The 12,864-nt window shown below is 40.9% G+C and carries 9 protein-coding genes and 1 pseudogene; all 10 read left to right on the plus strand.

Annotated elements, in window-relative coordinates:
* The first annotated feature begins 55 nt into the window (after nt 1-55).
* The 10 genes and pseudogenes from IGJ87_RS05215 (at nt 56) to pheA (ending at nt 12,822) form a co-directional block, all read left to right on the plus strand.
* Nucleotides 56-2,281 (plus strand): annotated as a pseudogene (locus tag IGJ87_RS05215) (alpha-galactosidase).
* A gap of 17 nt (nt 2,282-2,298) precedes the next feature.
* Nucleotides 2,299-4,182, plus strand: a complete 1,884-nt coding sequence (locus tag IGJ87_RS05220; protein ID WP_231476922.1) for a glycoside hydrolase family 2 TIM barrel-domain containing protein — start codon at nt 2,299-2,301, stop codon at nt 4,180-4,182.
* A complete protein-coding gene (locus IGJ87_RS05225; RefSeq protein WP_002324972.1) occupies nt 4,163-5,137 on the plus strand; it encodes a beta-galactosidase small subunit in 975 nt (324 codons plus the stop codon). The genes IGJ87_RS05220 and IGJ87_RS05225 overlap by 20 nt, the downstream gene beginning before the upstream one ends.
* Before the next feature lie 658 nt (nt 5,138-5,795).
* Entirely contained in the window at nt 5,796-6,818 is a 1,023-nt protein-coding gene (aroF, locus tag IGJ87_RS05230; protein WP_010721896.1) for a 3-deoxy-7-phosphoheptulonate synthase, read from the plus strand.
* Nucleotides 6,819-6,850: 32 nt separating this feature from the next.
* On the plus strand, nt 6,851-7,915 hold the full coding sequence (aroB, locus tag IGJ87_RS05235) for a 3-dehydroquinate synthase (protein WP_002324970.1): 1,065 nt from the start codon (nt 6,851-6,853) through the stop codon (nt 7,913-7,915).
* A 1-nt stretch (nt 7,916) separates the two neighbouring features.
* On the plus strand, nt 7,917-9,083 hold the full coding sequence (aroC, locus tag IGJ87_RS05240) for a chorismate synthase (RefSeq protein WP_317727204.1): 1,167 nt from the start codon (nt 7,917-7,919) through the stop codon (nt 9,081-9,083).
* A 16-nt stretch (nt 9,084-9,099) separates the two neighbouring features.
* Nucleotides 9,100-10,191 carry a prephenate dehydrogenase gene (locus tag IGJ87_RS05245; RefSeq protein ID WP_002324968.1) on the plus strand — a complete coding sequence of 364 codons (1,092 nt, stop codon included), beginning with the start codon at nt 9,100-9,102 and terminating at the stop codon, nt 10,189-10,191.
* Nucleotides 10,192-10,203: 12 nt separating this feature from the next.
* The gene (gene aroA / locus IGJ87_RS05250; protein ID WP_002325755.1) at nt 10,204-11,499 is read left to right on the plus strand and encodes a 3-phosphoshikimate 1-carboxyvinyltransferase; all 1,296 of its coding nucleotides are present in this window, start codon (nt 10,204-10,206) and stop codon (nt 11,497-11,499) included.
* On the plus strand, nt 11,492-12,001 hold the full coding sequence (locus IGJ87_RS05255) for a shikimate kinase (RefSeq protein ID WP_002324966.1): 510 nt from the start codon (nt 11,492-11,494) through the stop codon (nt 11,999-12,001). The genes aroA and IGJ87_RS05255 overlap by 8 nt, the downstream gene beginning before the upstream one ends.
* Entirely contained in the window at nt 11,998-12,822 is an 825-nt protein-coding gene (gene pheA / locus IGJ87_RS05260) for a prephenate dehydratase (protein ID WP_002324965.1), read from the plus strand. The genes IGJ87_RS05255 and pheA overlap by 4 nt, the downstream gene beginning before the upstream one ends.
* Nucleotides 12,823-12,864 lie beyond the last annotated feature (42 nt).

A 12,864-nucleotide genomic window follows, 5' to 3' on the forward strand; every position in this document is an offset into this window, starting at 1 on the left:
GTATACAGGAATTATAAAAAAAGTAAACGGTTTCCGTTTTGATGGGAGTGAAATGATGGATATTACGCATAGAAAAACAGATAAAAATTTCATCTTATTTGATGAAAAGAGCCGAGTCTTCCATTTACGAAATACATTTCTTTCTTATCTGATAAAGATAGAAGAAAGCAATGTATTGGCGCATATTTATTTTGGCAAACCAGTCAAGCAGTACAAAGACAATAAAAATTATCCCCGAAGAGATCGTGGATTTTCAGGAAATGTTCCCTTAAATACTGACCGGTCTCTGTCGAAAGATACACTACCGCAAGAATACTCTTCTCATGGCAGCATGGACTTTCGAACGCCCGCATCGATCATTCAGCGCAAGAATGGGTCAGACTTACTGGATCTGAGATATGACAGCCATTATATTACAGATGGGAAGCCAGAGATCGAAGGCTTGCCTCAAACTTATGTGATGGACAAGTCAGAGGCACAAACGTTGATGATTTCACTTAAGGATAGAGAAACAGCGATTTATTTCGATTTGTTCTATACCATATTTACTGATAGAGCAGTGATCACACGATCTGTAAAGATAAGAAATGAAACCGGAGAAACAATCAAACTAGAAAAAGCAGCTAGTTTCCAGCTAGACTTTGCCCATACTAGGCGATTTGATGAAGTCATTGCTTTGCCAGGAGCACATGTCAATGAAAGACAGATTTCACGGCAATCTGTTTTATCTGGAACAAAAGTATTTGAAAGCCGTCGAGGAACGAGCAGTCACCATATGAATAACTTTATTGCTTTAGTTCATCATCATACGACAGAAAATACTGGAGAAGCGATCGGACTTCAATTTGTTTATTCCGGCAACCATTCTTTCGAACTTGAAAAAGATCAAATCAATCAATTGAGAGTCGTCGGTGGGATCAACAGCCATCGTTTTTCGTGGGAATTGAATGCAGGCCAGTCTTTTCAAACACCTGAAATGATCCTTTCTTACTCAAGTCAGGGATTGAACAAAATGAGTCAGATCCACCATGAGTTGCTACGTGAAAGAATCGCAAGAGGTCGTCATCAATTTGCTGAACGGCCGATTCTGGTCAATAACTGGGAAGCCACTTACTTTGACTTCAATAGTGAAAAAATCAAGGCGATCATTGATGAAGCAAAGGAGCTAGGCATCGAAATGTTCGTATTAGATGATGGCTGGTTTGGAAAAAGAGATGCGGACAATTCTTCATTAGGAGACTGGTTCGAGTATGAAGGCAAGTTGACAAATGGATTACGTGAAATAGCAGATTATGCTCATAGCAAAGGGTTGAAATTTGGTTTATGGTTTGAACCTGAAATGATCTCGGTTGATTCTGAACTGTATCGAACACATTCTGATTTTCTTATGCAGGAGCCAGGTAGAATGCCTTCTGCTTCCAGATCACAACATGTACTGGATTTTACAAGGTTAGATGTTCGGCAGACGATTGAGAAACAAATGAGAAAGATTTTAGATACGATTCCTCTTGACTACATCAAATGGGATATGAACCGTTCGCTTTCAGATGTCTATTCGATTACCCTTGACCCACAGAGACAAGGAGAAGTAGCGCATCGTTATATGCTCGGGCTTTATGAACTACTTGAACATTTGACAACTGATTATCCGGAAATCTTATGGGAAGGCTGTTCTGGTGGAGGTGGACGGTTTGATGCCGGGTTTATTTATTATATGCCGCAGTCATGGACAAGTGATAACACGGATGCAGTGGAGCGTATGAAAATCCAATATGGAACAAGTCTTGCTTATCCGATTTCGTCCATCACAGCTCATGTATCAGCTGTGCCAAATCATCAGACCGACAGATCTACTTCGTTGAAAACAAGAGGAGAAACAGCTATGAGCGCTGTTTTTGGTTATGAACTGGATTTGACAAAGTTGTCTCCTGAAGAAAAAAAGCAAGTCAAAGACCAAATTATATCCTATTAAACGATTCGTCCGGTGATCCAGTATGGCCATTATTATCGTTTGGCGAGTCCTTTTGAAGAAAATATTGCCGCATGGATGTTTGTGTCTCCTAAACAAGATGAAGCTATTGTGTTTTTAGGGAGGATACTAGCTTCAGCTCAACCAGCGTTCCATGAAGTATATCTGATGGGGTTAGATGATGAGGCACTTTATCAGGAACAGACCTCGAAGCGGATATTTTCGGGGGCCGAATTGATGACAGTTGGACTTTACTTCCCCGATTTTCAAGGTGATTTCCAAACAGAACTGCTTCATTTCAAAAAGTTATGAGAGAGAAGGAAAAAAGTATGAAAGCAAATATAAAATGGTTAGATGATCCACAAGTTTTTAGAGTGAACCAATCAAATGCACATAGCGATCATGTTTGCTATGCAACAAGGGAAGAAGTAGAAACCACATCCTCCCTTAAACAGTCTTTAAATGGAACATGGCGTTTTTGTTATTCGCCAAATCCTTCGGTACGTCCAAAAACATTTTATAAAAAAGATTTTGATGCCTGTTCTTTTGATGAAATCACTGTTCCTAGTCATATTGAATTAGCAAATTATGACAAGATCCATTACATCAATACGATGTATCCGTGGGAGAGACATGTATTTCGCCGTCCCCCTTTCACGACAAGCCCTGAGAAAGAGGCGGAAGGGATCTTTTCAGCTGCTAAAGACAATCCGGTTGGTTCGTATTTGACGACTTTTCGATTAGAAGAAGGTCTAAAGGGAAAACAAATCTCGATTCATTTTGCTGGTGTAGAACAAGCAATGTTTATTTGGTTGAATGGTCATTTTATCGGGTATGCCGAAGATTCGTTCACTCCGTCTGAATTTGATTTAACACCTTATTTGGAAGAAGAAAATATTCTAGCTGTGGAGGTTTACAAAAGAAGTACAGCTGCATTCTTGGAAGATCAGGACTTTTTCCGATTTTTTGGGATCTTCAGAGATGTCTTCTTAGTTGCTCGAGGACAAAACCATTTAGAAGATCTTTGGATCAAACCTCGCTTAGATGACAAATGTCAAAATGGCAAACTTGAAGTAGATTTGTCTTTTGAGCAAGTAGCCAAAAACAGTCAGCTGAATGTAGCGATACTAGATCCTGATGGGAAGGAAATCTATCAACAGCAATATCCGTTAAAAGAGCAAATGACGATTCGCATCGATGGATTTGAAAATGTGGCACTGTGGGGGCATTTTCAGCCCAATTTATATAAGCTTGAATTGGAGACGATAGACGAAGAAAAAAGAGTAACAGAATATATTGACTATTCCTTCGGTTTTCGTAAAATCGAAATCAAAGATAAAATCATATACTTCAATGGAAAGCGAATGATCATCAACGGAGTAAATCGACATGAGTGGCATCCGAAAAAAGGACGCGCCATCACTATAGAAGATATGGAAAAAGATTTGGCTATCATAAAAAATGCAAAGATCAACGGCGTACGGACATCTCATTACCCCAACCAGATCACTTGGTATTATTTATGCGACCAAGCAGGAATCCATGTGATGGCGGAAACGAACCTCGAATCCCATGGCTCATGGCAAAAAATGGGCGCATTTGAGCCTTCTTACAACGTACCAGGTGCAGTACCTCAGTGGCAGGCGGCTGTTCTTGATCGAGCAAAAACGAATTTCGAAACATTAAAAAACCATCCAAGTATTCTTTTTTGGTCTCTTGGAAATGAATCTTATGCAGAAGAAAACATTCGACAAATGAACGATTACTTCAAAAAAGTAGACCCCGATCGACTTGTCCATTATGAAGGGAATTTTCCAAATCCAGCATTCGAAGATTCGATTTCAGATGTAAAAAGCTGCATGTATGCGCCACCAGAAGAGATCATTGACTACCTTGAAAATAAAGCGGAAAAACCGTTCATCCTATGCGAGTATATGCATGACATGGGGAATTCGTTAGGTGGAATGGATTCTTACATGACGTTGCTTGATCGTTATGAAATGTACCAAGGAGGCTATATATGGGATTTTAAAGATCAGGCGATCCAAGTGACTGATCCAATCACTGGTAGAGAAGTGATGCGCTATGGCGGTGACTTTGACGATAAACCAAGTGACTATGAATTCTCAGGGAATGGGATCGTTTTTGCAGATGGACAAGAAAAACCCGCCATGCAGGAGGTAAGATATTATTATGAAAAATACAGTAAATAAAAGTCATATGGATACGGAAAAAGTTGCAATCGTTTTCGGCGACTGTACATTAGGTGTCAAATCGGGGAATACGCATTATATTTTTTCTTATACAAGAGGCGGACTGGAATCGCTCAATAAAAACGGAAAAGAATGGCTATACCGGGAAACACTTCCAGTTTTTTGGCGAGCAACGACCGATAATGACAGAGGTAGCGGATTTGGATTTAAATCCGGTATGTGGTTAGGAGCCGGATTGTATCCAAAAGTCAAAGAAATAGAAGTACTGGTGGACAATAAAAAGATCGATTTGCCGATTGCTCCAGTAAATAATCAATATTCAAGTAATGAATACGCTGAAACGGTTGAAATCATTTTTACACTGGAAATCAACACAGTACCAAAAACCCAAGTGACAATTTCCTACCAAATCGCTGGAGAGGGTAAAATGCTTGTCAATATGCATTATTATGGACAAAAAGGATTACCGGAATTACCCGCATTGGGTTTAAGGTTCATTATGCCAACGAAAGCAAAATTTTTTGAGTATGAAGGCCTATCAGGGGAAACATATCCGGATCGGATGGCTGGTGGTGTCGAAGGTATTTATAAAGTGGCAGGACTCCCCGTTTCCCCATACCTTGTTCCCCAAGAATGCGGCATGCATATGGAAACGAAATGGGTAGAACTAACAAGAAATCAAACGTTGGATAATACGGATAAAGATCAAGAAGATTTTTCGTTGCGATTTGAACAGCAGGATACGCCATTTGCTTTTTCCGCTTTACCATTCAAAGCAGAAGAACTGGAACAGGCAACACATATAGAAGAACTACCGCCAGAAAGACGAACGGTTCTTACGATTTTTGCAAAAGTAAGAGGAGTCGGGGGTATCAATAGCTGGGGAGCGGATATTGAGTCACCTTACCGAATCAGCAGCGAAGAGGACCATGAAATCGGCTTTATTATTCAGTAGCAATCTTTAGATTATTATTTGAAAAACGGAGTGTACAAGACAAAGCTGCTTTATTCTATATGTCATGAACAAGAGAGTAAAAAAGTTCTCAGATACTTTTGTTCATGACTATTTTCTTTAATAAAACCAATTGTTATTTTTCTGAAAAACAAAGTTAACTATCAGAAAATTAAAAAAAGTTTCATAAAAATGATTGACAGTCGATTTTTTTATGTCTATACTAGGTACAATTCTTACATCAGTTTGGAGCGATTTTTTATGAAATCTAGAAAACTTACAAAACTGAATACGTATTACTTTAGCTATTTTAGATAGGTTTGTATTCATGACTTCGTGGGTACAAACAAACCAGGTTTGTATCTATGATGGCTAAAGATTTTTAAACACGACTTACAGCCACGTAGAGAAATTCATCTATAGTGGCTATTTTATATTTTTGCAGCGCTTTTTAAGGCTCGTTGAAGATGTTCACTGTAGAGGCAATTTCCTACAGGGACATCTTTTTTTGTTGATTATCTGGGTCATAAGTAGGAAAGAAGGAGCGAAAATGAGAACAACAGGACACGGTCATTTAGTAGGAATTAATGTAAAACCACCTTGAAAAAGTAGAGAAAATCAGCCAAGATAGATAAGTAAACAAAAGAAAGCGGGAAAAACAATGATAGTAATTATGAAAAAAGAAGCAACGGAAGAACAAATAAAAAAAGTCGTCGATCATATCGAAAAAGAAGGATTCAAAGTCTCAATCGATCAAGGAACAGAACGAGTAGTGATTGGACTAAAAGGTGATACGCGAAGTTTACAAGAAGGAGCATTTACACGCTATGAAGGAGTAGAAAATGCTGTGCGTATTTTAAACACATACAAATTGACTTCTCGAGAATTCCATCCTGGCAATACAGTCGTGGATGTAGACGGAGTAAAAATTGGTGACGGCAGTTTCGTGACGATGGCTGGTCCTTGTTCTATCGAAGGATTAGACCAAATCAGAGAATGTGCGCGAATGGCCAAAGCCGGGGGCGCAAAAATTCTGCGAGGTGGTGCCTTCAAACCACGTACTTCTCCATATGCTTTCCAAGGTTTAGAAGAAGAAGGATTGAAATACATCCATCAAGCGGCTGATGAATTTGGAATGAAAGTGATTACTGAAGTGATGGATGAAGGGCATATCGACATGGTGGCTGAGTACAGCGATATCCTACAGATTGGCGCACGTAATATGCAAAATTTTAAACTGCTATCTGCTGTCGGTAAAACAGGTAAACCTGTTGGATTGAAACGTGGAATTTCCGGTACGATCAATGAATGGCTTAATGCTGCAGAATACATTGCAGTCGAAGACAAATCTCCTGTCATTTTTATCGAACGTGGGATTCGGACTTACGAAACAGCGACACGTAATACGTTTGATTTAAGTGCTGTCCCATTGATGAAAAAATTAACTCATTTCCCTGTGATTGTTGATCCAAGTCATGGTACAGGAATTTGGGATCTTGTACCACCAATGGCTCGTGCGGGTGTGGCAAGCGGAGCAGATGGCATGATCGTAGAGATCCATCCTGATCCTGCAAATGCTTGGTCAGACGGTCCCCAATCGTTGAATGAAAAGACTTACTCACGCATGATGAAAGAAGTTGCGATCATGAAAGAAGCAATGGAGAAGATTCAGACACTCGATTAATTCCAGCTTTTTAAAAGAAAGAAGTGAAATGAATGCTTACTGTACATGTTGATAACCAAAAATACGATATTCATATTGAAAAAGGCGCACTAGAACAGGCTGGATCATGGCTTCAAACGATTTGGAGACCTCAAAAAGTAGCTGTGATCACTGATACAAACGTTGCTCCACTATATGCAGAAAAAATCATGTTCCAATTGAGACAAGCTAATTTTGAACCAGTCCTTTCAATCGTACCGGCGGGTGAGACCAGTAAATCTTTAGAACAAGCAGCTGAGTTATACGATTTTTTAGCAGATAATGATTTTACCCGCAGCGATGGGATACTTGCACTTGGTGGAGGAATGGTGGGTGATCTAGCCGCATTCGTGGCCTCGACGTTCATGCGTGGGATCCATTTCGTTCAAATTCCGACTACGCTACTTGCACAAGTAGATTCTAGTATTGGCGGGAAGACAGCAGTCAATACAAACAAAGCGAAAAACCTTGTCGGAACATTTAGCCAGCCAGCTGGTGTATTGATTGATCCTGAGGTTCTAAAAACTTTGCCGGTACGTCGTTTACGAGAAGGAATCGCTGAAATCATCAAATCAGCAGCTATAGCAGATGCAACGCTTTGGAAACAGCTGAACGAGCTGAAAGACGAAAAAGATCTTCTGGAACATGCTGTTCCAATCATTACTGCTACGTTGGAAATCAAACGAAAAGTAGTGGAAGAAGATGTCTTTGACCAAGGAAATCGACTTATTTTAAATTTTGGTCATACAATTGGCCATGCAATTGAAAATACAGCAGGATATGGGGTAGTCAGTCATGGAGAAGGAGTAGCTATTGGAATGGTAGCCATCACTTCTCATGCAGAAAAAATCGGCTTGTCTCCAACTGGATCGACAGCTGCTTTAGAAAGGATACTTCAAAAATTCTATCTGCCGATTACGTACGATCTAAGTCATCCAGATGAATTATTCCACGCGATAACCCATGATAAGAAAGCAAGAGGAAGCCAATTGAATATCATCTTGCTAGAAAAGATTGGGCAAGCAAAAATCGTTCCTGTTCCCACAGAGACATTCAAAGATTACTTAGGAGGACTGTAAAATGCGTTATATGACTGCGGGAGAATCCCATGGACCAGAATTAACAGCGATTATTGAAGGACTACCAGCAGGATTACCTCTGTCAGAAGAAGAAATCAATCATGAACTCGCTCGCAGACAAGCTGGTTACGGCAGAGGAGGAAGGATGAAGATCGAAAAAGATCGTGTTCGGATCACGTCTGGCATCCGTCACGGCAAAACAATTGGTTCACCTGTCACTTTAGTGGTAGAAAATAAAGATTGGAAAAATTGGACAACTGTCATGTCTGTAGCAGAAGTGCCTGAAAAAGACCAATCACTGCGGCGAGTTGCACGTCCGCGTCCAGGACACGCGGATTTGGTAGGCGGTATGAAATACCATCATCGAGATCTTCGGAATGTGCTTGAACGGTCCTCTGCAAGAGAGACGACCATGCGTGTAGCAATCGGCGCAATTGCCAAGAAAATTCTGGAAGAACTTGACATCATCGTAGCAGGACACGTGATTTGTTTTGGTGGAATCCAAGCAGAAATACCTGGAAATATCTCGATTCAAGAAATCAAAGAAATTTCTGAAGCGTCAGAAGTACGAGTTGTTGATCCAGCAGTTGAGCAAAGAATAAAAGATTTGATCGATCAGACAAAGAAAAATGGAGATACGATCGGAGGAATTGTAGAAGTGCTCGTTGGAGGCGTTCCAGCTGGATTAGGAAGCTACGTACAATGGGACACGAAGCTAGATGCCAAAATCGCACAAGCTGTGGTTAGTATCAATGCCTTTAAAGGCGTAGAATTTGGGGTCGGATTCACTTCTGGTTCATTACCAGGCTCAGAAGTGATGGATGAGATCCTATGGGAAGAAGAAAGAGGCTATTTCCGACGTACCAATAATCTAGGCGGCTTCGAAGGCGGAATGACCAATGGCGAACCACTTGTCATTCGCGGGGTCATGAAACCCATTCCTACATTGTACAAGCCACTTCAAAGTGTTGATATCGATACAAAAGAACCTTACAAAGCAAGTGTAGAACGTTCGGATAGTACAGCAGTTCCTGCAGCTAGCGTCGTTGCGGAAAATGTTGTAGCTACTGTGGTAGCGACAGAGCTATTGTCAAAATTCCCAAGTGATTCGCTTGTTGAGTTGAAAGCTGCAGTGAAGGAGTACCGTGACTACTTGAAACATTATTAAAAAGGGGGCAAATAAGATGGCACAACATGTTTTTATCGTGGGGCTTGGACTGATTGGTGCTTCTATGGCACTTTGTATTCGTCAGACCAATCCAGAACTGATAGTAGTTGGTTGGGATAGTCAGTCAAAAACCCGTGAGCAAGCAGTAGAACAGCAGATCGTTGATTACGTTGCAAATGATTTTGAAACAGGTGCAGAACAAGCAGACGTTATCTTATTAGCCGTTCCCGTCCGTACAACCTTAGCTTATCTTGATGTCCTTGAAAGAATCAACTTGTCTGATCACGTCATCATTACGGATGTCAGCAGTACGAAGCAGCAAGTCGTGACATCTGCTGAGCAGAAAAATCTTCGGTTTGTCGGTGGACATCCAATGGCTGGTTCTCATAAATCAGGTATACAGGCAGCCGATGCTAAACTATTTGAAAATGCCTATTACATCTTTACACCTTTGGAAAAGACGAAAAAAGATGTTGAAAAACTGCAAGAACTATTTTGCGGAACCAAAGCAAAATATGTAACTCTTACAGCAGGAGAACATGACCGTATAACAGGAATGCTAAGTCATTTTCCACATATTCTGGCAGCCGGTTTAGTCAATCAGGCAGAACAATTCAATCAAGAATATCCGCGAGCCAAACAACTGGCAGCAGGAGGCTTTCGAGATATCACTAGGATCGCTTCCTCAGATCCTGTCATGTGGACAGATATTTTGTTGAGCAATAAGCAGATATTATTGGAACGATTGGCAGATTGGCAACAAGAAATGACACAAATAGCAGAATGGATCATGACTGAGAACCAATCGGAAATCTTTTCTTTTTTCAATCGGGCAAAAGAAAGTCGAGACCAGTTGCCTGTCCATAAGCAAGGCGCGATTCCTGCCTTTTTTGATTTATTTATCGATGTGCCAGATGAACCTGGCGTTATTGCAGAAGTAACTGGACTGATCGGAAAAGCGGGAGTTTCTTTGATTAATTTGAAGATCCAAGAGACCAGGGAAGATATTTTAGGAATACTGCAAATCAGTTTTAAAAACCAACAGGATTTGTTACAAGCAAAAAGAATCATTATGTCTAATACCAGTTATCATTGCTGGATCAAATAGGAGGCTGGATAAATGCAATTATTACAACAAATACATGGATTAAGAGGAACTGTTAGGATACCAGCAGACAAATCAATTTCTCATCGCAGCATCATGTTTGGGGCAATTGCGGAAGGAACGACGACTATACAAAATTTTTTGCGCGCAGAAGATTGTCTGAGTACTTTACATGCCTTCCAGCAATTAGGCGTTGAAATCGAAGAAGAGGAAGAGATGATCAAGATTCATGGTCGCGGTAGCCACTCATTTGTCCAACCAACCGAATCAATCGACATGGGAAACTCCGGTACGACCATACGTTTATTGATGGGTATTTTGGCTGGACAGCCTTTTACGACTACTCTGTTCGGGGATGCTTCGTTGTCTAAACGTCCAATGGGGCGAGTGATGGAACCTTTACGCGAGATGGGCGCTGACTTGCAAGGAAAAGAGAATGAGCAGTATCTACCAATCACTGTGACAGGAACCAACTCTTTATCACCTATCCGATACAATATGCCTGTAGCCAGTGCGCAAGTCAAATCTGCTTTGCTGTTTGCGGCATTACAAGCAGAAGGCACATCCGTAATCGTTGAAAAAGAACGTTCCCGTAACCATACGGAAGAAATGATTCGTCAATTTGGCGGAAGGATCTCAGTAGAAGGTAAAACAATCACGGTAACAGGACCACAAAAATTAACTGGTCAACAGATAACTGTTCCAGGCGATATTTCATCGGCTGCTTTCTTTCTAGCAGCAGGGCTTCTTGTTCCGGAAAGCCAACTGTTGTTAAAAAATGTCGGGGTCAATCCAACAAGAACCGGTATCTTAGATGTGTTGGAGGAGATGGGCGCAGCGATTACCCAGACGAATCACAATGAACAGAACCAATCGGCTGATTTAAGTGTCAAGACGAGTCATTTGAAGAAAGCAACGATTGGTGGAGAAATCATTCCACGTCTGATTGATGAATTGCCTATTCTAGCTTTGGTGGCTACTCAAGCAGAAGGAATCACGATCATCAAAGACGCAGAAGAATTAAAAGTAAAAGAAACCAACAGAATTGATGCGGTGGCAGAAGAATTACAGAAAATGGGAGCAAAGATAAAAGCGACAGCAGACGGTCTGATCATCCATGGGCCGACACCTCTGCAGGGCGCAAAAGTGTCCAGCAGAGGCGATCATCGAATCGGTATGATGCTGCAAGTAGCTGCTTTGATAGCTGATGGACCTTGCGAACTAGAAGGAGCTGAAGCTGTTTCAATCTCTTATCCGGCATTTTTTGACGATTTAGCAGAACTTGTGTCAGGAGGAGAAGCTCATGGCTAGCATTTTGCTGATTGGTTTCATGGGCGCTGGAAAAACAACAATCGGTAAAGGGTTAGCTCAACGTTTACAAAAAGAGTATGTAGATTTAGATACAAAGATTGAGGAACATATCCAATTGTCGATTGCCGAATATTTTCACTATTACGGTGAAAAAAGCTTTCGAAAAGTAGAGTCAGATATTTTAAGAAAGCTGTCAAATGAAGATAAAATTATCGCGACTGGTGGAGGGATTGTCCAAAGTGCAGAAAATCGGCGTTTTTTAAAAACACAGCCGATTGTTCTTTACTTAGAGGCAGAAGCGGACTGTCTAGTAGATCGTATCCAACAAGATAAAACAGCTATTCGACCTTTAGCTCTTGGAAAAACAAGAGAAGAAATAAAAGCATTATTGGCACAACGACTTTCTTGGTATGAAGAAAGTGCGACACATCGAATCAACACGACCAATCAAACACCAGAAAAGATCATCGATACCATTATAGAAAGGATCAAAAGCATATGAACGTCAGCTATCTAGGGCCAGAAAGTTCATTCACTTATCAGGCGGCTTGTCAGCTATTTCCTACAGAACAATTGACTGCGTATGCTTCGATCCCTGCTTGTTTGCGCGCTTTGTTTCGCAAACAAGTCGATCTGGCTGTCGTTCCTGTAGAGAATTCATTGGAAGGATCTGTTCATCACACAATCGATCTTCTTTCCAAACATCCAGAAGTCGAAGTTAAAAGTGAAATCGTTCTTCCTATCAAGCAGCAGCTTTTAGGCAATCCAGCAACAAAGATTACAAAAATCCTTTCTCATCCCCAAGCACTAGCACAATCACAACAGTTTTTAGAAACGCATTATCCAAATGTACCTTTAGTAGCAACAGAATCAACAACTGCTGCAGCAATGTATGTAGCAGAACATCCGAAAGAAGACGCAGCAGCGATTGCTTCATTAGAAACAGCACAGCATGTTGGATTGGAGATCTTAGCTGAGAATATCCAAGATAATGAGTTGAATCAGACACGTTTTTGGATCATAGGTGACCGAAAGATGACCAGCCAGCAGCCAGCTCCAGTAAAAATGAGTGTCATCTTGACACTACCTGCTAATCGGCCAGGGATGCTTCATAAAATGCTGGCAGCTTTCGGATGGCGGGAGATCAACTTAAGTAAGATTGAATCCCGACCATTGAAAACCAGTTTGGGAGAATATTTTTTCGTGATCGATTTGTTGTTGGACCGTCCAATGACATTAGTAGAGAATGCGCTCCAAGAAATCAAGATGCTCGGAGGAGAAAGTCAAATATTGGGCTGTTATCCAGTGCTGACAGTAGAATAGACGCGTAGATGAAAGTCAAGAATACTGATTGATTTATTTAAC

It is taken from the genome of Enterococcus sp. DIV1411a (assembly GCF_050531945.1).
Lineage (GTDB): Bacteria > Bacillota > Bacilli > Lactobacillales > Enterococcaceae > Enterococcus_B > Enterococcus_B faecium.

Excerpts from the sequence above, each read along its gene's own strand:
- aroF (WP_010721896.1), top strand. The coding sequence starts at position 5,796 with ATGATAGTAATTATGAAAAAAGAAGCAACGGAAGAACAAATAAAAAAA.
- aroB (WP_002324970.1), top strand. The coding sequence starts at position 6,851 with ATGCTTACTGTACATGTTGATAACCAAAAATACGATATTCATATTGAA.
- IGJ87_RS05255 (WP_002324966.1), top strand. The coding sequence starts at position 11,492 with ATGGCTAGCATTTTGCTGATTGGTTTCATGGGCGCTGGAAAAACAACA.
- IGJ87_RS05245 (WP_002324968.1), top strand. The coding sequence starts at position 9,100 with ATGGCACAACATGTTTTTATCGTGGGGCTTGGACTGATTGGTGCTTCT.
- IGJ87_RS05220 (WP_231476922.1), top strand. The coding sequence starts at position 2,299 with ATGAAAGCAAATATAAAATGGTTAGATGATCCACAAGTTTTTAGAGTG.
- IGJ87_RS05225 (WP_002324972.1), top strand. The coding sequence starts at position 4,163 with ATGAAAAATACAGTAAATAAAAGTCATATGGATACGGAAAAAGTTGCA.
- pheA (WP_002324965.1), top strand. The coding sequence starts at position 11,998 with ATGAACGTCAGCTATCTAGGGCCAGAAAGTTCATTCACTTATCAGGCG.
- aroA (WP_002325755.1), top strand. The coding sequence starts at position 10,204 with ATGCAATTATTACAACAAATACATGGATTAAGAGGAACTGTTAGGATA.
- aroC (WP_317727204.1), top strand. The coding sequence starts at position 7,917 with ATGCGTTATATGACTGCGGGAGAATCCCATGGACCAGAATTAACAGCG.